Source organism: Psychromonas sp. SA13A (assembly GCF_011378715.1).
Lineage (GTDB): Bacteria > Pseudomonadota > Gammaproteobacteria > Enterobacterales > Psychromonadaceae > Psychromonas.
Genome location: NZ_WTKU01000014.1, coordinates 49,590 through 74,407 on the forward strand (window position 1 = coordinate 49,590; position 24,818 = coordinate 74,407).

At 37.4% G+C, this 24,818-nt stretch carries 21 protein-coding genes and 3 tRNA genes; 18 read left to right on the forward strand and 6 right to left on the reverse strand.

The genetic code is table 11. From position 1 onward, the window contains the following. Positions 1–381 precede the first annotated feature (381 nt). The 7 genes from uvrY (at position 382) to GQR44_RS12995 (ending at position 6,147) form a co-directional block, all read left to right on the forward strand. Positions 382–1,026 (forward strand): UvrY/SirA/GacA family response regulator transcription factor, encoded by a 645-nt coding sequence (gene uvrY, locus GQR44_RS12960; RefSeq protein ID WP_028868868.1) that lies wholly within the window; start codon positions 382–384, stop codon positions 1,024–1,026. Positions 1,027–1,138: 112 nt separating this feature from the next. After that, a complete protein-coding gene (uvrC, locus tag GQR44_RS12965) occupies positions 1,139–2,971 on the forward strand; it encodes an excinuclease ABC subunit UvrC (RefSeq protein ID WP_166372182.1) in 1,833 nt (610 codons plus the stop codon). A 540-nt stretch (positions 2,972–3,511) separates the two neighbouring features. Next, on the forward strand, positions 3,512–4,066 hold the full coding sequence (gene pgsA / locus GQR44_RS12975; RefSeq protein ID WP_166372184.1) for a CDP-diacylglycerol--glycerol-3-phosphate 3-phosphatidyltransferase: 555 nt from the start codon (positions 3,512–3,514) through the stop codon (positions 4,064–4,066). A gap of 161 nt (positions 4,067–4,227) precedes the next feature. Further along, positions 4,228–4,303 (forward strand) — tRNA-Gly (locus tag GQR44_RS12980). Positions 4,304–4,311: 8 nt separating this feature from the next. Further along, positions 4,312–4,385 (forward strand) — tRNA-Cys (locus GQR44_RS12985). An 11-nt stretch (positions 4,386–4,396) separates the two neighbouring features. Next, positions 4,397–4,482 (forward strand) — tRNA-Leu (locus GQR44_RS12990). A gap of 972 nt (positions 4,483–5,454) precedes the next feature. After that, on the forward strand, positions 5,455–6,147 hold the full coding sequence (locus GQR44_RS12995) for a PEP-CTERM sorting domain-containing protein (protein ID WP_166372228.1): 693 nt from the start codon (positions 5,455–5,457) through the stop codon (positions 6,145–6,147). 222 nt (positions 6,148–6,369) lie between these two features. Here the strand turns inward: GQR44_RS12995 and GQR44_RS13000 are convergent, their stop codons facing one another. Together GQR44_RS13000 and tesA are read right to left on the reverse strand one after the other, a co-directional pair. Beyond that, a complete protein-coding gene (locus GQR44_RS13000) occupies positions 6,370–7,245 on the reverse strand; it encodes a DMT family transporter (protein WP_205963069.1) in 876 nt (291 codons plus the stop codon). A gap of 363 nt (positions 7,246–7,608) precedes the next feature. Then, positions 7,609–8,211, reverse strand: coding sequence for a multifunctional acyl-CoA thioesterase I/protease I/lysophospholipase L1 (gene tesA / locus GQR44_RS13005; protein ID WP_166372185.1), 603 nt, complete (start codon positions 8,209–8,211; stop codon positions 7,609–7,611). Here tesA and GQR44_RS13010 point away from each other — a divergent pair. The 6 genes from GQR44_RS13010 to GQR44_RS13035 all read left to right on the forward strand — a co-directional run bounded on the left by GQR44_RS13010 (position 8,210) and on the right by GQR44_RS13035 (position 15,056). After that, the gene (locus tag GQR44_RS13010) at positions 8,210–8,896 is read left to right on the forward strand and encodes an ABC transporter ATP-binding protein (protein WP_166372186.1); all 687 of its coding nucleotides are present in this window, start codon (positions 8,210–8,212) and stop codon (positions 8,894–8,896) included. The genes tesA and GQR44_RS13010 overlap by 2 nt on opposite strands. Further along, entirely contained in the window at positions 8,893–11,310 is a 2,418-nt protein-coding gene (locus tag GQR44_RS13015; RefSeq protein ID WP_240923656.1) for an FtsX-like permease family protein, read from the forward strand. The genes GQR44_RS13010 and GQR44_RS13015 overlap by 4 nt, the downstream gene beginning before the upstream one ends. A gap of 355 nt (positions 11,311–11,665) precedes the next feature. After that, complete coding sequence (gene rpsO / locus GQR44_RS13020) at positions 11,666–11,935, forward strand: 30S ribosomal protein S15 (protein ID WP_028870486.1); 270 nt, start codon at positions 11,666–11,668, stop codon at positions 11,933–11,935. Positions 11,936–12,378: 443 nt separating this feature from the next. Next, entirely contained in the window at positions 12,379–13,338 is a 960-nt protein-coding gene (locus GQR44_RS13025; protein WP_166372188.1) for an ABC transporter substrate-binding protein, read from the forward strand. Between the two features lie 12 nt (positions 13,339–13,350). Further along, on the forward strand, positions 13,351–14,256 hold the full coding sequence (locus GQR44_RS13030) for an ABC transporter permease (protein WP_166372189.1): 906 nt from the start codon (positions 13,351–13,353) through the stop codon (positions 14,254–14,256). Continuing rightward, positions 14,253–15,056 (forward strand): ABC transporter ATP-binding protein, encoded by an 804-nt coding sequence (locus tag GQR44_RS13035; RefSeq protein ID WP_166372190.1) that lies wholly within the window; start codon positions 14,253–14,255, stop codon positions 15,054–15,056. The genes GQR44_RS13030 and GQR44_RS13035 overlap by 4 nt, the downstream gene beginning before the upstream one ends. 96 nt (positions 15,057–15,152) lie before the next feature. Here the strand turns inward: GQR44_RS13035 and GQR44_RS13040 are convergent, their stop codons facing one another. Further along, positions 15,153–15,533, reverse strand: coding sequence for a VOC family protein (locus tag GQR44_RS13040; protein ID WP_166372191.1), 381 nt, complete (start codon positions 15,531–15,533; stop codon positions 15,153–15,155). 280 nt (positions 15,534–15,813) lie between these two features. Between GQR44_RS13040 and GQR44_RS13045 the strand changes: the two genes are divergently transcribed. Next, the gene (locus GQR44_RS13045) at positions 15,814–16,479 is read left to right on the forward strand and encodes a TenA family protein (protein ID WP_166372192.1); all 666 of its coding nucleotides are present in this window, start codon (positions 15,814–15,816) and stop codon (positions 16,477–16,479) included. A 145-nt stretch (positions 16,480–16,624) separates the two neighbouring features. Here GQR44_RS13045 and GQR44_RS13050 read toward each other — a convergent pair whose 3' ends face one another. Next, positions 16,625–17,311 carry a glutathione S-transferase gene (locus GQR44_RS13050; protein ID WP_166372193.1) on the reverse strand — a complete coding sequence of 229 codons (687 nt, stop codon included), beginning with the start codon at positions 17,309–17,311 and terminating at the stop codon, positions 16,625–16,627. A gap of 264 nt (positions 17,312–17,575) precedes the next feature. Here GQR44_RS13050 and pnp point away from each other — a divergent pair, with 264 nt between their 5' ends. Next, positions 17,576–19,684, forward strand: a complete 2,109-nt coding sequence (gene pnp, locus GQR44_RS13055) for a polyribonucleotide nucleotidyltransferase (RefSeq protein ID WP_166372194.1) — start codon at positions 17,576–17,578, stop codon at positions 19,682–19,684. A gap of 823 nt (positions 19,685–20,507) precedes the next feature. Here pnp and GQR44_RS13060 read toward each other — a convergent pair. Further along, positions 20,508–20,819 (reverse strand): type II toxin-antitoxin system death-on-curing family toxin, encoded by a 312-nt coding sequence (locus tag GQR44_RS13060; RefSeq protein WP_166372230.1) that lies wholly within the window; start codon positions 20,817–20,819, stop codon positions 20,508–20,510. A gap of 55 nt (positions 20,820–20,874) precedes the next feature. Continuing rightward, positions 20,875–21,045 (reverse strand): acetyltransferase, encoded by a 171-nt coding sequence (locus GQR44_RS13065; protein ID WP_166372195.1) that lies wholly within the window; start codon positions 21,043–21,045, stop codon positions 20,875–20,877. Positions 21,046–21,614: 569 nt separating this feature from the next. Here GQR44_RS13065 and GQR44_RS13070 point away from each other — a divergent pair. From GQR44_RS13070 to GQR44_RS13080, 3 genes are all read left to right on the forward strand, one after another. Then, positions 21,615–22,640 carry an IS110 family transposase gene (locus tag GQR44_RS13070; RefSeq protein WP_166372196.1) on the forward strand — a complete coding sequence of 342 codons (1,026 nt, stop codon included), beginning with the start codon at positions 21,615–21,617 and terminating at the stop codon, positions 22,638–22,640. A 647-nt stretch (positions 22,641–23,287) separates the two neighbouring features. Beyond that, the gene (locus GQR44_RS13075; protein ID WP_166372197.1) at positions 23,288–23,617 is read left to right on the forward strand and encodes a hypothetical protein; all 330 of its coding nucleotides are present in this window, start codon (positions 23,288–23,290) and stop codon (positions 23,615–23,617) included. A 124-nt stretch (positions 23,618–23,741) separates the two neighbouring features. After that, the gene (locus GQR44_RS13080; RefSeq protein ID WP_166372198.1) at positions 23,742–24,662 is read left to right on the forward strand and encodes an FRG domain-containing protein; all 921 of its coding nucleotides are present in this window, start codon (positions 23,742–23,744) and stop codon (positions 24,660–24,662) included. Positions 24,663–24,818: the final 156 nt, after the last annotated feature.

Genomic DNA, 24,818 nt, shown 5'->3' on the forward strand with positions numbered 1-24,818 from the left:
TAACTGCATACATAATGGTGCAAGATCAGGTTAAGTCTTTAAATCGTTTGATATAATGCAGCGAATGCCACTTGTCTATTGTAACAATTGTTAAGTGGTTAACAAATCGTACATTTTATTTATACGATATGTTTTAGCTTGGGTAATATGACGCACGTTAAATCAGTGTTATGCCGATTGCATTAAGTATGTGTTTTAAATTTTATGCGGAAAGATAGTTTAGTTTGCGGTGTAGGTTGCTATAAAGGGTTATTTCCTTTATTTAACTTACCACCAAAAAGTAAGCTATTTTAACAACTAAAATAGCACGTTTAATTATTACAATTAGTATTAGCTCATATTAGTATCATGAGTAATTCTTTACTCATACGGAGAAGTTTAGTGATAAATATCCTGCTGGTCGATGACCATGAATTAGTTCGTACAGGGATAAGCCGTATCATTGATGATGTTCGAGGCATGAAAGTAATTGGCGAAGCTGAAAGCGGAGAAGACGCTGTTAAGTGGTGCCGTAGTAATGAACCAGATGTAATTTTAATGGATATTAATATGCCAGGTATTGGCGGACTTGATGCGATGCATAAAATTTTGCGCATCAATGAAGATATTAAAATCATTATGTTAACCATGCATACTGAAAATCCATTTCCAACCAAAGTAATGCAAGCAGGTGCAGCTGGTTATTTAAGTAAGGGGGCTTGCCCTGAAGAAGTGTTAAATGCAATTCGTATCGTGCATTCAGGACAGCGTTATTTAACGCCTGAAATCGCACAACAAATGGCATTATCACAGTTGTCACCTAATGATGAAGATCCATTTCGTGTGTTGTCTGAACGCGAACTACAGATCATGATCATGATCACCAAGGGACAACGTGTTGTTGATATCTCTGAGCAATTAAGTCTCAGCCCTAAAACTATCAATAGTTATCGCTATCGTCTATTTGATAAATTAGGAGTACATGGAGATGTAGAGTTGACTCATTTGGCTATTCGTTATGGAATGCTGGATGCGGATACACTATAAACAGATACTTTGTTAAAAAATTCAAAAAGCACCTTAATATAAGGTGCTTTTTTATATCCTCAGTTTACACTTAATCAGCGACTAAACTTTACCGGTGAGCCACATTCTGCTTATGAGCAAATTTAATTCAGATGCATTTTTAAAAACAGTGACCACTGAGCCTGGCGTGTACCGTATGTTCGATGATAAAGATCAAATCATCTACATTGGTAAAGCTAAAAATCTTAAAAAACGTTTAAACAGTTATTTTAGCTTAACTCAAAAACACCCTAAAACATTGGCTTTAGTGAGTCATATTGTTCGTATTGAAGTCACTATCACGCATACCGAAACGGAAGCGTTGATCCTTGAGCATAACTTCATCAAACAGCATAAACCTAAATATAACGTGTTGCTGCGTGATGATAAATCTTATCCCTATCTATTTTTAAGTGACCATAAACACCCGCAGTTAACCCTAGTGCGTTCGCAAAATAAAAAGCGCAAAGGTACTTACTTCGGTCCTTATCCAAGTGGTGGGGCGGTACGAGAAAGTTTGCATTTAATGCAAAAGTTATTTCCGATCCGTCAATGTGAAGATAGCTATTATAAAAACCGTTCTCGACCTTGTTTACAATACCAATTAAAGCGTTGTTTAGGGCCCTGTGTGAATGCGATGCCTGAGCAGGAATATGCGCATCAGGTCGATTTAGCGACCGCTTTTCTACAGGGTAAAAGTCAGCATGTAATTGAAGAATTAGTGAATGAGATGGAGACTGCGAGCCAAACACTAGAGTTTGAAAAAGCCGCCGTAAGACGCGACCAAATTCAATCCCTGAAAAAAGTACAAGAGCAACAGTGGGTGAGCGGTGAAGTTGAACAATTAGATGTATTAGGTTTTAGCTATCAGCATGGTGTTGCCAGTATTCATATGTTATTCGTTCGACAGGGGCGTGTATTAGGTAGTCGTAATTACTTTCCTAAAGTGCCCAAAAATAGCTCTGAAGAAGAAGTGCTTAGTAGCTTTTTGAGTCAATTTTACCTATCTGGGCAAAATGGTCGTGCTATTCCCCGTGAAATATTATTAAGTGATGATTTTAGTGACCGCGAAATTTTTGAAGAACTGTTCTCAGAGCATAGTGGTTATAAAACTAAACTTAAAATAGTGATGCGTGGTGAGCGCTTACGCTTTACTAAATTAGCTAAAACCAATGCGAATGTGGCCTTAAGCACGCACTTGAGTCAGCAAAAATCTATCTTACAACGTTATAACTTGCTCGAAGAAAAACTAGAACTGACCGAACCTATTCAACGTATGGAATGTTACGATATTTCACATATGATGGGCGAAAAAACAGTGGCTTCCTGTGTTGTCTTTAACCGTGAAGGTGCTAAAAAATCTGATTACCGTCGCTTTAATATTACTGGGATCACTCCTGGGGATGATTATGCGGCAATGGGGCAAGTATTAGCACGTCGCTTTAAAGATTTACAAAGTGCAGAAACAACGCCTGATGTTATTTTTATTGATGGTGGTTTAGGGCAATTGAGCCAAGCTGAAACAATTGTTAGCTCACTGGAGCATAACTTCCCCGATAAATATCCGCTGTTGATCGGTATCGCTAAAGGTGTTGCACGTAAAGCGGGTGAAGAAACACTTATTTTGGCTGATAGCCATGAAATATTAGAGATAGACAGTACTTCTCCTGCCTTACACCTGATTCAACAGATTCGAGATGAATCTCATCGCTTTGCTATCATGGGGCATCGTCAGCAACGAGATAAAGTAAGGCGTACGAGTACGCTAGAAGGAATTGCTGGCGTAGGCGCTAAACGACGCCAAATGTTACTCAATCATTTCGGTGGCTTACAGGGAGTGAAATCTGCGAGTATTGATGAGTTAGCTAAGTTAAATGGAATAAGCAAAAGTTTGGCCGAAACGATTCATGAAGTTTTGCATCATTAGGCATGATTCGTAAATAGCTGTGAAACGCCGCCAAATGCCAAACTATATGGTTTAATTCAGCATTTCGGCGGTTTACAGGGAGTGAAATCTGCGAGTATTGATGAGTTAGCTAAGTTAAATGGAATAAGCAAAAGTTTGGCCGAAACGATTCATGATGTTTTGCATCATTAGTATTGATTGTTTAATAGTGAATTTTGATGAGGGGCAGAAGCATTAAAGGTTTTAGATTAAGTAGGCTTAGCTCTTAACTATTAATCAAGAGCTTTTAACTTTTGAACATCATTTTGCAACATCATCGCGATACACTCCAATGAAAATACTGGGATTGATTTCCTATATGAAGTGCGAGCTTCATTATTACTGTAATGTATTTAATGCACCGTATTTTTTGATCTATCTCTCTTTATCAATGCAGATGAAGGTGATTCATTTTGTAAGCTGAAATATATTGCTATTAATTGCCTACTTTATGAGTTAAGCATTTGCAAATGTAAACCATAAAATGCAAAAATAAGCAGGCTTACCTTAAAGGATATTTTAATGCTCAACATTCCCAATTTATTAACCTGTTTTCGAATTCTTCTGATCCCTGTATTTGTAGTTATCTTTTATCTACCAATATCTTGGTCAGCCCCCCTTGCCACCTTTATTTTTTGGCTCGCAGGCGTAACAGATTGGTTAGATGGTTATTTAGCGCGTCGTTTAAATCAACAAACCCCCTTTGGCGCATTTTTAGATCCCGTTGCAGACAAAATCATGGTGTCCGTTGCGTTAGTGATGATTGTTGAGCACTACTCAGTTATTTGGATAACGGTGCCTGCAATGATTATGATTGGCCGCGAAATTATTATTTCTGCATTACGTGAATGGATGGCTGAATTGGGTGAGCGAGCAAGTGTTGCTGTTTCATCTATTGGTAAAATTAAAACCGCATCGCAAATGTTAGCGTTATTTTTGTTAATTTGGCAACACTCGATAGAAATGGAATGGGTAGGCTTTACTTTCTTATATGTGGCAACGGCATTAACGCTATGGTCGATGATTGTTTATCTTGCAGCGGCATGGCCTTTATTAAAAAAGAGTAATGAGCTGTAAATTGCTGAATATCTAAACGCTTCGTCTAAAAAAACGTCGAACAACCTAAAAGAAGTAAAAAAGTCGATAATATCTATTGACTCATTGTGAAGAATCATTAGAATGCGCACACATCGAGAGGGGAAACAGTTACTGCTTCTTCTTGAGATAAACATAGTGATGCGGTACTAGCTCAGTTGGTAGAGCACGACCTTGCCAAGGTCGGGGTCACGAGTTCGAGTCTCGTGTACCGCTCCAAATGTTTTGGCGGAATGGCAGAGTGGCCATGCAGTGGATTGCAAATCCATCCACCTCGGTTCGACTCCGGGTTCCGCCTCCATTACAATCTTTGCCCGGGTGGTGAAATCGGTAGACACAAGGGATTTAAAATCCCTCGACTTATGGTCGTGACGGTTCAAGTCCGTCTCCGGGCACCAATTTCATAAAAGAACCAGCTTATAGCTGGTTTTTTTATATCTAAAATTTGAGTCTCTAATATATCGGCTCTTTGATATTAAAATCCCCGCATCTAATTCTGGTCGTGACGGTTCAAGTCGGTCTCCGGGCACCAATTTCATAAAAGAACCAGCTTATAGCTGGTTTTTTTATATCTAAAATTTGAGTCTCTAATATATCGGCTCTTTGATATTAAAATCCCCGCATCTAATTCTGGTCGTGACGGTTCAAGTCCATTCCAAGAAAGAATTTTCATAAAAGAACAAGCTTAAAGCTAATTTTTCTATATCTAAAATTTGAGTCTCTAATATATAGGCTCTTTGATATTAAAATCCCCGCATCTAATTCTGGTCATGACGGTTCAAGTCCATTCCAAGAAAGAATTTTCATAAAAGAACAAGCTTAAAGCTAATTTTTCTATATCTAAAATTTAAGCTTCTTCTTTATCTAAAATTCAAGCTCCTAATTTATTGTCTTTTTTACTCTCTTCCTTATTTTGAGCTCCTTAAATAATATTAATAACTCATCAATCTAACTCAATTCGTTGTTGTTGGTTTAAATGCCCTGATTGGGTTATTTAAATAGATCTCAAGCAGTTTTGTTCACTTTATTAAGTAAGTTATTGGCAATATGTTTTTTTGCAAGGCTTTAGCGCTTGGAAGGTAAGTTGGTAGTTAATCAGTTGCTTTATCTAGTCACATAGTGTCGATTATTTTTACATTAAAACAGGTTTAATATAGTTTTTATTGCATAAAATTGAAAAATAGCCCGAAATAGGTGTCGGATTATTTTACTATATAAGTTAATCTCAACGAGTTGATTTAATTATCTTATTGAAAATAAACAGATATATATAACGGCACGAATTATGCATAATACTCTTTTAGAGATACCTAATAAATAGTGTATGCATTACCTACTTATGACGGTAATAATTAAAAGGATAATATAATATGTTAACTTCAAAAAGATTATTGATTGCTGTAACAACTAGTTTTTGCTTAATGTCAGCATTAATATCGACAACGGCACAAGCTTCTTTGATTACTTCAACACCAGATACTATCGTTAGTGTTTCATTAGACGGTGACCTTAATTCTGCTGGTTCTGTTAATAGTGGTTCATTATCTAATACTGAAATTATTTCACGTGAACGAGCTGATGAATCTCAAGAAGGCTTACGTATTGCGACTTTTATTGATTTTGATTTAAGTAATTTAACGTCAGATATCGTTAATGCTTCAACGTTCTCTGCATTGTTTGAAATTGATTTTGTTTCTCGTCTTAACACTATTAATGACTTAAGTGTTTTATTAGGACAAGTTGAAAGTGCATGGAGCGATGCTTCTGGTTCTTTACCTTTGTTTGAATACGCAAATTCATCAACTAGCCAATCTGTTGCTCTAGGTAACGTTAAAACAGATTCATTTGGCACTTACAGTGTTGATGTTACTAGTATTATCCAAGGTTGGGTAAACGGCGACTCAGAAAACAATGGTTTTGTTCTTTTTGGTGAAGAGCCTGTTTTCCAAGGCGCTGGATTTAATAACGCATCATTAGTTGTTGATGTGCCTGCACCAAGCACTATTGCTATTCTCGGCTTAGCGTTAGTTGGTTTTTCATTATCACGTAAAGCGAAAAAATAATGTTTAATCAATACCTAGATCGATTTTTAGGTATTATTACTATTAGATATTATTAGCTAATGTAATTAAGTCGTTTAATAAAATAGCCTTTTAAAAAAGCATCAATCCTTGTGATTGGTGCTTTTTTTGTTTTAGCTCGTTTTTCTTTTGTGTTGAGGTTTCTTAAAAAAACATTAATTGCAGACATAACATAAACTTAGTTTTTGCGATGTATTTGCGCGGCTAAGCCTTTTTCTGGATCAGTAGCCCTGTGATTATCAAGACTAACCCAATGATAGTTGCAGGATAGATAGTTTCTCCAATGATTTGACTTAATAGCAGTAAAGAAACAAAGGGCGAGATAAAAATTAAATTACTTATTTTACTAGTGCTTTCTGCGTATTTAAGTGCGGTTAACCAAGCCACAAAAGCCAGACCCATTTCAAATAGACCGATGTAAGTTGCCCCTAACCAACCTTGCCAAGCAGTGATATTAATATCATCGAATATTATTACTGTTAGTAATACCATGGGTAAACTGCATAAAAAGCATAATAATAAAGCAATCATCGGGTCAGCATCATTCTTACTATTAAATATCCAATAACAGGCCCACAGTATAGTGCTTAATAAAGCCAAAACAACACCTGTAGGGCTTTCAAAATCAAGCGCTAATAGATTGCCTTTGGTGGCAATAACCAATGCTCCTAAATACCCTAAGGTAATGGCGATAATGTCATTTCTACGTAATTTTTGCCCTAGTACTGGCACGGCTAATAACGAGAGGGTGATCGCCCAAGTATAATTTAGTGATTGTGCTTGTTGCGCAGGCAATAAATCATAGGCTTGGAAAAGCAGTAAATAATATAAAAATGGATTAATTGCACCCATTAAAAGATAGAAATAGGGTCTTTTAAAAAAACTCGTTTTAAGTAAAGTGATTTTATGTTGTCGATAACAAATAAACAGCAAAACTAAGCTACTGACCAAGCTGGCTACAAGTAGCATTTGTAATGCACTAAAGTAAGTTAAAGTTATCTTAAACGCAGTGGCAACTGTCGACCACATTAATACTGCAAGTAGCGCAAATAGCGTGGCGGTTTTTTGGTTTTTGATCATGGCGGGTTACTCTATGGGATGCCTCTGTTAGACATTTGATGGTATTAATACGGAGAGACTTTAATTTGAAAGTTTTTATTCCCGCCTCATTTTAATTTCAAATTACTTTTACTTTAAAAAACTAAACTTTTGAATAACTTAAAATCAACCTTGTGATTTTGAACACTTTTTTGTTAAATTATTGTTACTTTTATTTAGTGCTTTGATTAGTCAAATGTTTTCACTTATTTATTAAGATCCGTTACCACTTCTTTTCAAATTTATAATACCTTTACATTTGGGCTTGCTGATTTTTTCACCTTGGATGATAACGGGTATAGTAATATCGCTAGCTAAGTGATCTTATTGTTAGCTAGCTGAGTATTATTTAATGATTTTGCCTAGTTCGGTTGCAATAAATTCTGCTATCCAAGGTTGAGCAATCACTTTTGGGTGTAAACCATCACGCATCATCCATTCAGGTTTAGTGATCACATCCTCTAAAAAGAAGGGCATCAGAGGTACATTTTTCTGTTCGCTTAAGGCAGGATAAATACTAGAAAAAGCCTCACTATAGCGTTTGCCGTAATTAGTTGGGACTCGAATTTGCATTAAAATGGGTTGTGCATTTTGTGCTTGGATATTATCAATAATAATGCTTAAATTATTACTAACAATAGTGGGTGAAAAACCACGTAATCCATCATTTGCTCCCAATTCAATTAAAACAAAATCAGGTTGATGCTTTTTTAATAAAGCCGGTATACGTGCTAATCCATTACCGCTTGTATCTCCAGAAATACTGGCATTTACAACGGTAATTTCTTGATTTTTTTGTTTTAATTGTTCAGGTAATAACACTGGCCAGCTTTTCTCCACTGGCATTTGGTAACCGGCACTTAGGCTATCTCCTACAATCAGTAACGTGTTACTGTAAACCAAAGACGAAAATAGCAATGAGAATAATAAGGAAACGAGTTTAATCATGAGTCAATCCATTATAAGTGTTAAGAATATTACTAAATCAGTAATAAGTAATGATAACGAACTATCTATCCTAAAGGGGATTTCCTTTAACATCAATGCCGGTGAATCGGTTGCTATTATGGGAACCTCGGGTGCAGGTAAGTCAACTTTGATGAGTTTACTTGCAGGGCTAGACCAACCTACATCAGGTTCAATTACTCTATTAGATTCAGAAATTTCAGCTATGGACGATGAACAAAGAGCTAAAATTCGCAGTGAATCAATTGGTTTTGTGTTTCAGAACTTCTTACTCATTCCCTCTTTGAATGCATTACAAAATGTCACTCTACCCATGGTATTACGTGGTAGTGAAGATGAAAGCAGTAATAATCAGAAAGCCAAACAACTTTTAAAAGAAGTTGGCTTAACAGGTCGTGAAACTCACTTACCCACACAGCTTTCAGGTGGAGAGCAACAGCGTGTAGCTTTGGCGCGTGCTTTTGTCACGGAGCCTAAAGTTCTTTTTGCCGATGAACCTACGGGCAATTTAGATCAACAAACCGCACAAAATATTATTGAGCTGTTGTTTAAAATGAATCAAGAGCAGGGGACAACACTGATTTTAGTGACCCACGATGCAAACCTCGCTAAGCGTTGCCAACGCACGCTGATTATTAACGATGGGCAATGTCAGGAAAGTGCATGAAAACCAATAAAATGATAATAAGCTGGAGCTGGCGAGAGATCTGGTTTGGGCAATTATGGCCAGTAATGGTCGCATTAACACTCATTATTGCCTGTGTGGTTGCTTTATCAACACTGGCGCTACGTGTTGAAAAAGTGATGACTAACCAAGGTCGCTCTTTATTAGCTGCAGATCTCGTATTTCGTTCCTCTAATCCTATTCCCGATACCTTGGTAGAACAGGCCAATCAAGCAGGATTAACGGTTTCATCGCAAAGTCGATTCCAGACTATGGCATTTAGTGATCTGAAAATGCAGCTGGTAACAGTTAAAAGTGTTGAAGCTAGTTATCCACTACGAGGAGTATTAAATTTATCCAATAAAAGTAATGATATCTCGCATCATGTGAACCCTGGAGAATTATGGATCGCGCCACGTTTACTGTCTCTTTTAGATGCTGAAATAGGTGATACCTTAGCCATTGGTGATGCAGATTTAACTATTACCGGATTAATTAAAGATGAGCCTGAATTAGCTTATAACCCTTTTAACAGCATTCCTAATCTATTTATTCATGCCAGCGATTTGGATAAAACGGGCGCAGTGCAGGTCGGGAGCCGTGTACGCTACCGGTTATTTATTAACGGAGACTTAACCACACTAGCCAAATTGCAACAGGATTATGAATTACAAGCGGGTGAATCTTGGGTTGATCAGAGTAAAGAAAGTCGTGCTGCCGGATTAATGGAAAAAGCTAAGCAGTATTTATCATTAACCATCTTGATGGTGATCTTAATGGCTGCCGTTACCTTGATCCTAACTTGTTTACATTATGCTCGAAATCGTAGCGAAACCGTCTCCATGTTAAAAAGTATGGGGGCTAGTCGCGCTTGGTTACGAGTGTGGTTAAGTACACAAGTGCTGATCATGTTTGTTGTTGCTTTTGTTGTTGGTAGTGCTGCTGGATTATTATTAGAGTTCTTATTACGCCTACCATTGGTTGATATTTTACCTAAACAATTACCAACTGTTGGTCTACAACCATTTATGTTTGCTATCGGTGTGGCACTCTGTATTGGTTTACCTGCATTATTGATCCCTTTAACTCGTCTGTTAGATGCACCTGCAATTAATGTTATTCAACAACAGGTGACCACACGTTATTCAAAAACGAGTTGGTGGTTACTACTATTACCGATCACAGCCTTGGTGGTATTTTACGGTAGTAATAAATTAGTATGGATGGTGTTAATTGGTTTATTGGTGTTATTTGTTTTACTCGCATCACTCAGTTACGGGTTATTAAAAGCGCTAGGTAAATTGAAATGGCGTGCTGCATTTAGTTTAGCGTTAAGTCGTATCAACCGTTCACCTAAAAATAGCATGATGCAATTGGCTGCTTTATCGGGTTCATTGATGCTGGTGGCATTAATCTGGTTAATTAAAAGTGACCTATTAGGGGACTGGGAGCAGACTTTAGCTGCCGATGCACCCAATGTATTTGCTATTAACATTAGCCCTGAACAACAGCAAGGTTACTTACAACAGATCGATCAACTGCAATTACCACGTAGTGAAGCTTTTGCAATTATTAGAGGCCGAATTACGGATATCAACGAAGTCAGCACTACCGAGCTCGCTATTTACCAAAATAAAGATGTGCGTATTCTAAAACGTGAAATTAATTTTACTTGGGCGAAACAGTTACCGGTCTATAACGAAGTGATTGCTGGAGAATGGACGGGAGAAAAAACCGTTTCTATTGAACAGGAGGTTGCCAGTGAATTAGGGGTTACCTTAGGTGATAAGCTTACTTTTGAAGTAAATAGCCAACCCTTTACGGCGACGGTTAATTCTATTCGTGCGGTGGAGTGGCAAAGTTTAAAACCTAACTTTGTGTTTATTTTTAGCGAAGACGTGATTGCTGATTTGCCAACTACGTGGATGGTGAGCTTTAGAGCCGGACAAGATCAAACGCCATTAGTTAATGAACTTGCACGTTCATACCCAACGGTGACGTTATTAGATCTGCGTACCATGGCCGATAAAATACAGGGGTTATTAAGACAAATCTCATGGTCTTTAACTGGCCTTGCTGCTTTAGGCGTGATGGCGGGGATCTTATTAATCTTTACCTTATTGCGTCTAAGCTTGAGCGAACGTAAAAGAGAGATCACCTTATATCGTACATTAGGCGCAAGCAAAAAACGCATTAGCCATACCTTATGGGCTGAGTATGGTTTGTTAGCGGTTAGTGCTGGTTTTGTCGCCGCTATTGCTGCAGAGATTATATTAGCAAGTTTAATGACCTGGGGATTTGAATTACCGATACAACTCCATCCGAGTATGTGGTTAACTCTTCCTCTTTTAGCGGTATTAATTGTATTTTTAAGTTTAAGTACAGTGATTAAAGAGCTATTGAAACCTTTAAGATAGGTTTAGCGTGCAATATATAGCCACATTATGAGCGTTATAGTGTGGTTATATTTACAGCGTGGCTATTTGTACAAGTATTACTGAGAAAAATCATCGCTGGCTACCAGTCGGCTGCTGATTAGTTGCACATTTTTTCTAGCAATACGGCAAAAATTAATCTCATGAAGGGCTTTCATTGTATTGAGTTGAAGTTATTTTTTAATAAAGGATCATTGCACTAAAATAAGCGTGTTTTATAGTTGCACCTAAGTTGAAAAGTCCGTAAACTTCGGCCTTCACTTTACTGCTGAATTAGTGATCGGCAGTAATAATTAAAATAGGTTATTCACATAACCACAAAATATCGGAGTACGTTATGTCACTAAGTGCAGAACAGAAAGCTGAGATTGTAGCAAAATTTGGTCGCGCAGAAGGCGATACTGGTTCACCTGAAGTTCAAGTTGCATTGTACACAGTACAAATCAACCACCTTCAAGGCCATTTCAAAGAGCACATCCATGATCACCACAGCCGTCGTGGTCTATTACGCATGGTTAGTCAACGTCGTAAATTACTTGACTACTTAAAGCGTAAAAATGTTGCAGCTTACACAGCATTAATCGCAGAATTAGGTCTACGTCGTTAATTTCGACTTAAACACTGATTTCAAAAAGAGCCTAAGGGCTCTTTTTTTGTTTGTGTTCAGGTAAATTGATAGATAAATTTATCTGTTATCAAATAAATAAAATTTAAGTCCTATTTTTTATGATCAACATAGATATTTTTGATCTTAAATTAAGACAATAAAACGGTCGACTTAGCCTTAACAAGAACATTAGAATATTACAGTGATCTACTAACCATTTTACCCATAGGTATTTCAATAGGTACTTGGTAATATTGAAGTTAACTGGTACCGTTAAGCTCAATATATTAACGCCAAATGAAAATAAATATCTTAAGTTTATTGATTGGTATGACATCAACTCTTCTATACACAAAGCTTATATCGATTATATTAAATTCGTGATTCTAGTCATAAATAGAATACTTATTTATTATGGTTGCTATTACCTAAGGGATTAAATTATGAAGCTAAATTCAATTATTAAAAGTACTTTACTGGCTGCTGCAGTCATCTCTACAGGTTTGCAAGCTAAACCTGTTTATGTTGCAACCACAGCGATTGTTGAACACCCTGCACTAGATGCAGTTCGAGACGGTGTTAAATTAGTATTAGAAGAAAATGGCTATACGGGTGACGAATTAAAATTCACTTACGAAAGTGCTCAGGGTCAACCTGCTATTGCTGCACAAATTGCTCGTAAAATGGTCGGTGATGAACCTGATGTGATTGTCGCTATTGCAACGCCTTCAGCGCAAGCAGCTGTGAGTGTAAGTCGTAATATCCCTGTTGTATTTTCTGCTGTAACGGATCCGATTGGTGCTAAATTAGTACCTACTTTAAAACAGCCTGGCAGTAATGTTACGGGTTTATCTGACATGGTGAATGTGAGACAACATTTAGCCTTGATCAAAGAGTTTGTGCCTAACTTAAAAACAGTCGGTGTACCTTACAATCCAGGTGAAGCAAATTCAGTATCAAGTGTCGCTGCATTAAAAATTGCAGCAGCGGAAATGGGCATTGAAGTGATTGAATCTGCAGCGCCAAAATCTGCGGACGTAATGATCGCAACAAAACAACTGGTTGGTAAAGTAGATGCTATTTACTGCCCAATCGACAATACAATCATTAGTGCTGTTGAATCCGTTATTAAAGTGGGTATCGATGCGCAAATCCCTGTGTTTGCAGGTGATACAGATACCGTAGCGCGTGGTGCTGTTGCCGCTGTTGGTTACAACTACTTCGATTTAGGTCGTCAAACGGGTGATATCGTTGTGCGTATTCTGAAAGGTGAAAAAGCCGGCTCAATTGATGTCAAAATGGCGCAAGGAACTGACCTTTATGTTAACCCTAAAATGGCCGCAAAAATGGGTATAGAAGTACCTGCTGCTGTACTTGCTCGTGCAACTAAAGTTATTAAATAAGAACGGAACAATATGTCACTTTTTTCATTTTTAGGTACGTTAGAAATTGGCCTCATTTATGGCTTAGTCGCTATTGGGGTTTACCTTACTTTTCGTATCTTAGATTTTCCAGATCTAACGGTTGACGGTAGTTTTACACTCGGGGCTGCTGTGACAGCAACCCTGATTGTAATGGGCGTTAATGTTTTTTTAGCAACTGTTGCTGGCACCATCGCAGCCGCATGTGCAGGGTTAGTCACTGCATGGTTAAACTTACGTTTTGACATTCTACATTTGTTAGCCAGTATTTTAACCATGACAGCTCTGTATACGATTAACCTACGAGTAATGGGGAAACCAAACGTAGCATTAATCATGGAACCGACCATTTTAACGCCTTTCGAAGGCATATTTGGTCTGCCTGATATGTATATGCGCGTTATATTTGTAGCTGTTTGTGCGTTGATTGGCGGGTTATTAGTCGCTTGGTTCTTAAAAACACAATATGGATTAGCAATGCGCGCTGTAGGCTCTAATAAGCGTATGGCACAAGCCAATGGTATTGTGGTCAAGCAAAAAGTTTATGCTGGATTAGCACTTTCCAACGGATTAGTGGGATTAGCTGGCGCATTGTTTGCTCAAACCAATGGCTTTGCCGATTCTACTATGGGTATTGGTACCATCGTGGTTGGTTTAGCCGCAGTAATAATTGGTCAATCATTGTTTGCTAGTCGTTCAATGTATGTGATCGTATTAAGCTGTATTGTTGGTTCTGTATTGTATCGACTAGCTGTTTCTATGGCACTTAATGCTGATTTCTTAGGTTTTAGTGCGTCAGATTTAAACTTGATCACGGCAGTACTAGTTGCCTTGGCATTGATCTTTCCTAAGCTACGTAATGAATGGAAAGCTAAACAAGCAGCGAGGAAAGAAGCATGATTAGTTGTAAAGAGTTACACGTTACGTTTAATCGTGGTTTACCCACTGAAAAGTTAGCATTACGTGGTATTGACTTAACCATACCGCAAGGTGAATTTGTTACTGTTATTGGTTCTAACGGTGCTGGTAAATCAACACTGTTAAATACAATTGCTGGTGATATCAATAGTACCAAAGGGCAAATTCTATTTGGTGAGCGTGATGTAACTAAAGTACCTGCAACGGGAAGAACTGCAGATATTGCACGTGTTTTTCAAGATCCATTAGCAGGAACTTGTGGTGATTTAACCGTTGAAGAAAACATGGCATTAGCTTATGGCCGCGGCAAAAGAGGACGTCTTTCACCTGCACTAAACACTAAAACACGAGAAATTTTTCGTGAACAGTTAGCGCGTTTGAATTTAGGCATTGAAGACCGTCTAGAAAGTCAGATGGGGTTATTATCTGGTGGTCAACGTCAATCGGTGAGCTTATTGATGTCGGCTCTACAGCCAAGCACTATTCTGTTATTAGACGAACACACCGCAGCATTAGATCCAAAAACAGCGGCATTAATCATGGATATCACCTCACAAATCATTGCTGAAAAGCAATTAACCGTGATGATGGTAACCCATTCAATGCGTCAAGCGTTAGACCACGGTTCTCGTACAATCATGTTGCATGAAGGCAAAATTATCTTTGATTTAGCCGGTGAGCAACGCGCTAATTACGAAGTGAAAGATTTATTAAATCTATTTGCCCAAGCACGTACAGATGGCGAAGAGTTAGATGATGATAAATTATTGTTAGGCGCTTAAGTTCTCTGAACTCCAGTAACGTAAAAAGAGCCTAAGGGCTCTTTTTTTATAGGAAAATAGTTTACCAATCCTAGATTTCCATAACCTAGATTCGAATTACGTCATTGAATGTAAACCAATCATATTACCTTCAGAATCTAGCACTAAACAAATAAACCCGTACTCACCTATATCCATTTTAGGCCGTTGTATCGAACCGCCTGCGGCTTTTGCTCTTTCAGCCTCAATAGCACAATCATCACACGCAAAATAAACAAGGGTGCCTCCTCCGCCTGCAATAACATGTTCCATTTTAACTAATGCGCCAGTAGCACCATATTTTTCCATATCAGAAGGGAAAGCCAGCATCTGAATGCTTGAGTCATCAGGATCACCTAGTACTTCTAAATTAACCTCAAACACAGCCTCATAAAATGTTTTAGCTCTGGTTAAATCATCGACATAAATTTCAAACCAACCGACAGGATTCATGGACATACTTTTCTCCTTAGTGATAATTTACTTTCTAAAAAATTAGCGTAATGGATAACCTGAATAATAACCAACAAAGGCTAACAGCGAACAAGGGCTAACAAGCAAGGGATATACTTTATGTAAACTTAGGCTGGTTTAAAGAGAGGGTGACGACAAAAATTCAATTTCTAGACTTTATAGGTAATGACGTTATAGGTAATGGATTAAATATAATATGAACATAATCAATTGAAACTAGTAATATTGTTTCTTTTAATCATTATAAATTGAATTAGGAAGAGTAATGCGCCCAAGTGAACAATTAAAACAAACGTGTATTGACGATTGGTCAGCAGCAACAAACCATGCTTTTTGTGCTGAACTTGCAGATGACAGTCTGCCATTAGATAAAATGAAAATTTATTTAGCTCAAGATTATACTTTCATTGATAACTTTGTACGCTTAGCGGCTTCTGCTATTCACCATGCTCCAACTCTTCCTGACCGTTTGCCATTAGCCCATTTTCTAGGGAATATCGCAGGTCCGGAGAATACCTATTTTCAACGTTCATTTGATATGTTGGAGGTGGCTCAATCTGAACGAGTCACGCCTGAATTATTAAAACCAACCCGTGATTTTCAAGCGTTAATGCTAAAAGCGGCTAACAGTGGTGAATACGGAAATATGATCGCAGTATTGTGTGTTGCCGAGTGGGTGTACTTAAGTTGGGCACAACCTGTTTTTGAACGTACAGATTATGCTGAATTGATTAAAACATTACCCTTCTATTTTGGAGAATGGGTTGCCTTACATTCTGGTGAATATTTTGAATCGGTAGTTGAGCATTTACGTTCTCAACTAGATACAGCATTTAATAATGTAGATGTAGAGCAACAACAAACAATGCAAGATTACTTTCAACAAGCGGTGTTATTAGAAAAACAGTTTTTTGATGCTTGCTATAAATAATAGCTATCTATAATTATTTTCAATAATAGTCATCAAAAAACAGTCATCAACAATAGCTATCAACAATAGCCACCAATACATAGTCTAGGTGTGTTGGTCTTACACTTTACATTAAGCTCAATGTCCAAATATTGATAGTGAGCTTTTACTTCTTCACATCACCAAAAATAATATCTCGACGGCCATCAACCCATAACTCATGCTTTGCCATTACTTTGGTAAACATCGGGCTTTGTAAATATTGATTTAACCAAGCGCGAAGTTTGGGGTAGGGTGATTGTTGATACCATTGACGTTCTACTTTCGAAAACTGGCGAACAAAAGGCATCAAGGCAATATCTAATAAACCTTCGTGCTCAGAGCTTAAAAAAGCGTGTTGAGATAAACGTACTTCTAATTTTTGAAGATACACTTCACAGGCTTGTCGGCGTTCAATGATATTGGTTTCTTGATAACGTTTGGCACATTTATAGGCTTCAACCGCTACAAAAAAGTGTTTTTCAAAGTCATTAATAATTGTAATAACTTCTGCAAGAGGCTCGTTACCTTGAGAGGATAATAAATGATTTGGGTCGTTGTCCTTTAGTACCTTCAACATAATATCGAGACTTTCTTCGACTACTTCTGTGTCTATTCCATCTACTTGAGAAACCAACATCGGCACGGTGCCTTTAGTTGATAGTGCGAGCATTTCAGGTGGTTTGTTGTTTAATTTAATCGCGCGTATCAATACTGGTTGTTTGGATTTAAAAATCGCAATACGTGCACGCATTGCATAAGGGCAATGTTGCAGTGAATAAAGTATCGGCATGTTGGATAATTGTGTGGTCATTAATAGGCTCAATTAAACAGACGTAAATTGGTCATATATTACCTGTACTCTGTTAGCTGAGCTAGTATCGAAAAATAAAGTCGGTGTTGTATTCACTTATTTGTACACTTTTTAATACATTTAATCCGTGTCTGTTAATTTTTGATTCTATAGGTTTGTTTATCTTAAAATATTCATCTAAAAAATTTTAAAAGCGCGTTGCTTGACGTATACTGTCGGCGCGATAAAAAGCAAAATGAAAATAATACTATTAAAGGAAAAAAAATGACTCCTATTGTAAAAAGTTTCCAGTATGGCGAACATACGGTAACACTAGAAACCGGCGTAATTGCACGTCAAGCAACTGCGGCTGTAATGTGTAGCATGGACGATACGTGTGTATTCGTTTCTGTTGTTGGTAAAAATGCTGATGATCAAGAGCGTGATTTCTTCCCTCTGACTGTTAACTACCAAGAAAAAACATACGCTGCTGGTAAAATTCCAGGTGGATTCTTCAAACGTGAAGGCCGCCCATCAGAAGAAGAAACGTTAATTGCACGTCTTATTGACCGTCCAGTACGTCCTCTTTTCCCAGCTGGTTTCAAAAACGAAGTACAAGTGATTGCAACTGTTGTTTCAATCAACCCAGAAGTTAACCCAGATATCGTTGCTATGATCGCAACATCTGCGGCACTGTCTATCTCTGGTATGCCTTTTAACGGTCCTATCGGTTGTGCTCGTGTTGGTTACAAAGAAGGTCAATACCTACTTAACCCAACTAAAACAGAATTAGAAACAAGTGATCTTAACCTTGTAGTATCTGGTACTGACAACGCAGTATTAATGGTTGAATCAGAAGCCGCTATCCTAAGCGAAGACGTAATGTTAGGCGCTGTAGTATACGGTCACGATGAGCAACAAGTAGTTGTTGAAGCAATCAAAGAGTTCGCTGCAGAAGTTGCACGTCCTAAATGGGATTGGTCTGCACCAGTTCGTAACGAAGCATTAGATGCTGCGATTGCAACTGAAGCACAAGCGCGTTTTGAACAAGCTTACCAAATCAGTGATAAAGGCGAGCGTTACGACGCAATCAAAGCTATCACTACTGAAGTTAAAGAAAAATTATTAGCTGAAGACGAAGCATTAGTAGCTAAACAAGTAGGCGAATACCTACATGATTTAGAAAAAACTGTTGTACGTACGCGCATCATTAAAGGTGAGCCACGTATCGATGGTCGTGATCCTGAAAGCATTCGTGCACTTGACGTACGTACTGGTGTTTTACCACGTACTCACGGTTCTGCTCTATTTACACGTGGTGAAACTCAAGCATTAGTTACAGCTACGCTTGGTACACAACGTGATGCACAAATCATCGACAGCCTAATGGGTGAGAAGAAAGATCACTTCTTATTACATTACAACTTCCCTCCATACTGTGTAGGCGAAACTGGTTTTGTTGGTTCACCTAAACGTCGTGAAATTGGTCACGGTCGTCTAGCTAAACGTGGTGTATTAGCGGTAATGCCTTCTGTTGAAGAATTCCCATACACAGTACGTGTAGTATCAGAAATCACTGAATCTAACGGTTCATCTTCAATGGCTTCTGTTTGTGGTTCTTCTCTAGCGCTTATGGATGCTGGTGTTCCACTTAAAGCATCTGTTGCGGGTATCGCGATGGGTCTAGTTAAAGAAGGCGAAGAGTTCGTTGTTCTTTCTGATATCTTAGGTGATGAAGATCATCTTGGTGATATGGACTTTAAAGTAGCAGGTACAACTAACGGTATCACTGCTTTACAAATGGATATCAAAATCGAAGGTATCACACGTGAAATCATGCAAATTGCTTTAAACCAAGCAAAAGCTGCACGTTTACACATTCTTACTGTTATGGATGAAGCTATTTCTGAAGGTCGTTCTGACATTTCTCAGTTTGCTCCACGTATTCACACACTGAAAATCAACACTGATAAAATCCGTGATGTTATCGGTAAAGGCGGCGCAGTTATCCGTGCTCTTTGTGAAGAAACAGGTACAACTATTGAAATCGAAGATGACGGTACAGTTAAAATTGCTGCAACTTCTGGCGAGCAAGCTGAAGATGCAATCAACCGCATTAAAGCACTTACAGCTGAAGTTGAAGTAGGTACTATCTACCACGGTAAAGTTGTACGTCTAGCTGACTTCGGTGCTTTCGTTAATATTCTTCCTGGTAAAGACGGCTTAGTTCACATCTCACAAATCTGTGAAGAGCGTGTTCAAAAAGTATCTGATTACTTGAAAGAAGGTCAAGAAGTTAAAGTTAAAGTACTAGAAGTAGATCGCCAAGGTCGCGTACGTCTTTCTATGAAAGAAGCTGCAGATAAAGTTGAAGCAGCGCCAGCAGCTGAGTAACTTTTTCTAAGCTCTATCTAGATATTATTAAGCAAGCTTCGGCTTGCTTTTTTTATACCTGTAAGAAAATTGTTTGATAAAGAAAAAGACGGCTTAGTTCACATCCCACCTATGCCTCAAATAATGGTGAATAGCGTGTTCAAAAAGTATCAGTTCCTTCTTCGCACTGCGAAACTACGTTTCGGTTACTCATTATTAGCAGCTTCTTATTTATTTAAAATAAAGAAGGTCAGTTGTTAAAGTTAAAGTACTAGAAGCCATGGTTTTAAAATAAGCGCCAAGGTCGCGTACGTCTTTCTATGAAAGAAGCAGCAGATAAAGTGGAAGCAGCACCAGCAGCTGAGTAACTTTTTCTAAGGTGTCTTTTCTTTAAGACTAAGACACTTTAGCGCTAACTTTATAAGCAAGCTTCGGCTTGCTTTTTTTATACCGGTAAGAAAAAGACGGCTTAGTTCACATCTCACCTATGCCTCAAATAATGGTGAAGAGCGTGTTCAAAAAGTATCAGTTCCTTCTTCGCACTGCGAAACTACGTTTCGGTTACTCATTATTAGCAGCTTCTTATTTATTTAAAATAAAGAAGGTCAGTTGTTAAAGTTAAAGTACTAGAAGCCATGGTTTTAAAATAAGTCGCCAAGGTCGCGTACGTCTTTCTATGAAAGAAGCAGCAGATAAAGTTGAAGCAGCTCCAGCAGCTGAGTAACTTTTTCTAAGCTCTATCTAGATATTATTAAGCAAGCCTCGGCTTGCTTTTTTTATGTCTGAAGAGAATATCTAGAGAAAAAAGATGACTTACTACATATCTATAGTGATGCGCTTAAGATTATTGCTCGCTTATATATTGGGAATATAAAAGGTCAGCAAACTCTAGTTCAGTTAACTCATCAATAACTAAATCTCGGACCGCTTCAGCAAAAAGGTCATTATCAGTAGTGAGTTCATAATCATTGAGAGATAAGAATTCTAGCGCTACAGCTAGACCTGTTCGTTTATTTGCATCGGGAAGGGCATGGGAAATAGAAATACTAACAGTGTACTTGGCAGCTATTTCAAAAATATCATCAAGACCTTGGTAAACAATTGCGTTATCTACGCGTCCAAGTGCACCTTGTAACTTAGCTACATCTCGGTTGATAAAATGATATTGTTGATTTCAATTACTCTTTCAAATGGAAAGCAAATAATATCCATTACATATTAGCCAACTTTTGAAAGGTTTTTTTATGTGTTCTAAGTGCTAGTTTAGTTTCAGATTTTACAATTTGCTGACCATATACACCCGATAAATCAAGGTTTTTCGTCGCTTTAATTGAAGGTCTTTCAACAGCATTTACACCATATCTTTCAATTTTTTTATTCATAATTACCTCTAATATTAAAGTTGATTATAGCGTAAAGCTAACAATTTATTATACAGAAATATCTTTAAGCGCTAATGACAATTTAGGTTCTTAGTAAATTACTACTGTTAACAGCTCAGTTTATCGTTATTTTTTATATTAGTTAATGTATTTTTAATTAATTACTTATATTGTTTTTCTCTTATAGTAAGTCACTTACTTTTTGTTAAAAGAAACTCATGAAAGAAAAAGGCATAGCGAATCGCTTTCTAATCCAACCAACCAATAACTTTCTGAACGCACCAGTTCATACGCACATCCATGTGCTAAATGAACTTACAGCAAACGTCCTGTTTGCTGTTGCTGAAAGTTCTTAATTTGTTGGGAAAGCTCTACGGTGAGGGGGTAGCCGCATTGGGTAAGGTTTTATCTTAACTAATTGATATTATTAATTTCAACTATTGGGTGTCCCATACTTTTTTATTAATTTCAACTATTGGGTGCTGAGATGGTCACTCCACGAAGGCATCAAAATGTGCCAAGATTGGATAAGTGTTCAGCAAATCAATCTAACAAATGGAGTGACCAATATGAAATGTAACGTAATTAGCATCGACCTAGCAAAGAATATATTCCAAATTTGTGCATTAGATGAAATGCGCCAAGTACTCTTTAACAAGAAAGTTAAGCGTTCAGAGCTAATTCATGAATTAAGACAGTTTGAACCTTCTCTAGTGGTGATGGAAGCTTGTTACAGCTCTAATCCATGGGGTAGACGAATCGAAAAATTAGGCCATGAAGTGAGGCTTATTCCGCCCTTTGTTGTGAAGCCATTTGTGATTGGTAATAAAAATGATGCCAACGATGCACTGGCGATTGCAGAAGCGTCATTAAGGCCTAAAGTGCGTTTTGTTGCAGTGAAATCAAATGAGCAACAAGATATTCAATCATTGCAACGCATTGCCGAACGTATGATAAAAGTCAGAACGGGTGACGTTAACCAACTAAGAGGATTATTATCTGAATATGGCACGGTTGTGGGGCTTGGTGTTCCTACGTTAATGAAAGCAATTCCCGATATTATTGAAGATGCAAGCAATGAGTTAACCGCCACTGCACGTACTTTTGTTCGTCGTTTATATCGTAATATACAAAGAACTACCATACAGATTGATGAAATAAAAACGCAACTAAACGCGCTAGTGAAAGATAAGGATGAGTACAAATTACTATTAACAGTACCAGGTGTTGGACCCGTCATTGCCGCTGCATTAATGGCCGCAGTCGGTGATGCAAACGCCTTTAAAAATGGCAGACAACTTGCTGCTTGGATTGGACTTACGCCTTCTCAATACGCTAGTGGAGAAATCAATCGAATGGGTAAAATTACCAAACGAGGAAATAGCACGCTCAGAAAGTATCTAATCCATGGCGCCCGCACCGTATTAAATTGGTGTGACAAAAAAGATGATGTCTTAAGCTGCTGGCTAAAAAAACTCAAAGAACGCATGCATGGATGCAAAGCAGTGGTTGCATTAGCCAATAAATTAGCACGGATAATTTGGTCGGTACTCTCAAGTAAACAACCTTTTAATATTGCTAAAGCCTGTGCATAAGCAGCAAAAAAATGGAAATGTTAGTCATGAAAGAATCAAACTACAACCCTAAACGGTAATATGCATTGATGATTTAAAACGGTTTGTCTTACTTGGAACCTCCGCTGGACTTCTGCCATCAAGGCATAATGGGTGCAAAGGCGAGTAAGACTTCTTCTGGAATTCAGGAGGGCGCGACTCCCCATAAAGAGTCATTAAGACGCCGGATATATGTCAAGAAACCGTTATCTCACTAGTGTTAAAAGCAGTTCAGGAAAGGTGAACTATCGAATAAAACGATAAAGAGCAAAACACGTTTAACCAGAAAATTTAGCCCTTTGTATTTAAGTGGCGACGTACTTTTGCACGATATCAATTATTAAAAAATAAAGAAAAAACAGTTTAACCTTGATTTACAAGGAGTGACCATATATGTCCCATACTTTTCTCCTCTAGGATTTTGCAATCTTTCCGTCGTAAATACTGCATTTTGTCATATTTCTACATGATTTATATTTCATCTTTTATTTTAAATTATTGATTAAAATAATAATTACAGTAGTCTAAGTCTATTATTAATCATTAGATGTTTGCCATCTTTCCGCTGGGAATATGACTTTTTGTCATCTAATAAGATGTTATGTTTCTCGGGGTAATTGGAGTATCTAGTGGGATTTAAAATTGAAAAAACGGATCAGTATTGGAAGTGTTTAGAAGAGGCTTATGATCCTGAGTTATCAAAAAATCGTGCAAAAGAATTGCTTGAAGGCTTTTTATATTTCAAATCTAAGACTGTAAGCCAGCAATCTGGAACACCTCAAAAAGTTGAAGATGCAATATCACATTTACAGAGTGTTTTAGGTGGGGCTACTGGTAAATCATCAAAAGGTTTTATAACCATCTTTTTTGAACATCCTATAATTTCATCTTTTATAGCCGGCGTATTTATACTTGTTGTGTGGCAGTTCCTTGGTCCTTATTTTGGTACAAAAACATAACAAGCGCATCAAATCTGACGTCACATATCGTCCGATTTTTTTCTTAAAAAAATGACGCAAAAAAGCGTCCAACATGTTCCGCAGTTTATGCGGGCGTTAAATGCCATTCGGAGTTTGTAATATAATGGAAATTAAAGAATCTCAATGTGGCAGTGTGAATACACTATTAAAAAAAATATCAGAATTGAGTGTTGAAGACCATTCGATCTTTTTTCGAGGTCATGCAAATAAAAAATATTTACTAGATCCTTCATTATATCGAGATGAAAGTTGGTATAGCAATGAAGATAAAATGATACGGGAAATACTCATTAGATGTCCCTCCGATTTCAGTAGTATGAAAACTTGTTTTGAAAAGCTTGTAAAAATGCAACATTACGATTTACCTACAAGATTATTAGACTTAACTGAAAATCCACTTGTAGCACTTTATTTTGCATGTGTTGGTGAAAGTGATAAAGGAAATGATGGGGAAATAATTTTCTTTAAAATCCCTAAAAAAGAAATACGATATTTCGACAGTGATACAGTAAGTGTTGTGTCAAATGTTGCATGGGCAAAACCAGATTTCGAAATTAAGAAACCATTTGATACTGAGAAAACCTTCCATAAAGAAAATAATATTCATGCACAAAAACTTATGCATGATATTCGACAAGAAAAACCTCACTTTAGAGAAAGAATAAAGCCAGAACATATACAGTCAGTTGTTTGTGTAAAGCCTCAATTAGACAATCCAAGAATAATAAGGCAAGAGGGAGTATTTTTATTATTCGGCATTGATGGCAATAAACATAATCCTGCTAAAATTCCAGAAAACTGGGTCGTAAGGGTTAATGAATCTCGAATAATTATAAAGTCTGCGGATAAGCCAAAAATACTAAAACAATTAGCTAGCATTGGAATTTCAAAAGCAAAACTATTTCCTGAAATAGATATGGTTGCACAATTTATAAAAAATGATTTTGGCTTAGATAAGCAAGAGTTTATATCTTCAATAAAAGATTATTCGCCACCTAATATAAAATTCTCGTTAGGCATTTGACAATGCATTTAAACAGAACTAAAACAGTGGGTTACGTTTAGTTTTGCTATGATTTTAACCCGTGGTTGAGATCGTGGACACCCATCAATTTTGATGAGTCATAATTATTATTCTATCTTTTAGTTATGTGGTTTTTACATGCTAAGAGATAGTTTT

Bases quoted from the DNA above. Each gene is read 5' to 3' on its own strand.
- GQR44_RS13030 (WP_166372189.1), top strand. From the start codon at position 13,351: ATGTCACTTTTTTCATTTTTAGGTACGTTAGAAATTGGCCTCATTTAT.
- GQR44_RS13070 (WP_166372196.1), top strand. From the start codon at position 21,615: ATGAAATGTAACGTAATTAGCATCGACCTAGCAAAGAATATATTCCAA.
- GQR44_RS13035 (WP_166372190.1), top strand. From the start codon at position 14,253: ATGATTAGTTGTAAAGAGTTACACGTTACGTTTAATCGTGGTTTACCC.
- GQR44_RS13050 (WP_166372193.1), bottom strand. From the start codon at position 17,311: ATGACCACACAATTATCCAACATGCCGATACTTTATTCACTGCAACAT.
- GQR44_RS13045 (WP_166372192.1), top strand. From the start codon at position 15,814: ATGCGCCCAAGTGAACAATTAAAACAAACGTGTATTGACGATTGGTCA.
- rpsO (WP_028870486.1), top strand. From the start codon at position 11,666: ATGTCACTAAGTGCAGAACAGAAAGCTGAGATTGTAGCAAAATTTGGT.
- pgsA (WP_166372184.1), top strand. From the start codon at position 3,512: ATGCTCAACATTCCCAATTTATTAACCTGTTTTCGAATTCTTCTGATC.
- uvrC (WP_166372182.1), top strand. From the start codon at position 1,139: ATGAGCAAATTTAATTCAGATGCATTTTTAAAAACAGTGACCACTGAG.
- GQR44_RS13065 (WP_166372195.1), bottom strand. From the start codon at position 21,045: ATGAATAAAAAAATTGAAAGATATGGTGTAAATGCTGTTGAAAGACCT.
- GQR44_RS12995 (WP_166372228.1), top strand. From the start codon at position 5,455: ATGTTAACTTCAAAAAGATTATTGATTGCTGTAACAACTAGTTTTTGC.
- pnp (WP_166372194.1), top strand. From the start codon at position 17,576: ATGACTCCTATTGTAAAAAGTTTCCAGTATGGCGAACATACGGTAACA.
- GQR44_RS13010 (WP_166372186.1), top strand. From the start codon at position 8,210: ATGAGTCAATCCATTATAAGTGTTAAGAATATTACTAAATCAGTAATA.
- GQR44_RS13040 (WP_166372191.1), bottom strand. From the start codon at position 15,533: ATGTCCATGAATCCTGTCGGTTGGTTTGAAATTTATGTCGATGATTTA.
- tesA (WP_166372185.1), bottom strand. From the start codon at position 8,211: ATGATTAAACTCGTTTCCTTATTATTCTCATTGCTATTTTCGTCTTTG.
- GQR44_RS13080 (WP_166372198.1), top strand. From the start codon at position 23,742: ATGGAAATTAAAGAATCTCAATGTGGCAGTGTGAATACACTATTAAAA.
- GQR44_RS13025 (WP_166372188.1), top strand. From the start codon at position 12,379: ATGAAGCTAAATTCAATTATTAAAAGTACTTTACTGGCTGCTGCAGTC.
- GQR44_RS13000 (WP_205963069.1), bottom strand. From the start codon at position 7,245: ATGATCAAAAACCAAAAAACCGCCACGCTATTTGCGCTACTTGCAGTA.
- GQR44_RS13015 (WP_240923656.1), top strand. From the start codon at position 8,893: ATGAAAACCAATAAAATGATAATAAGCTGGAGCTGGCGAGAGATCTGG.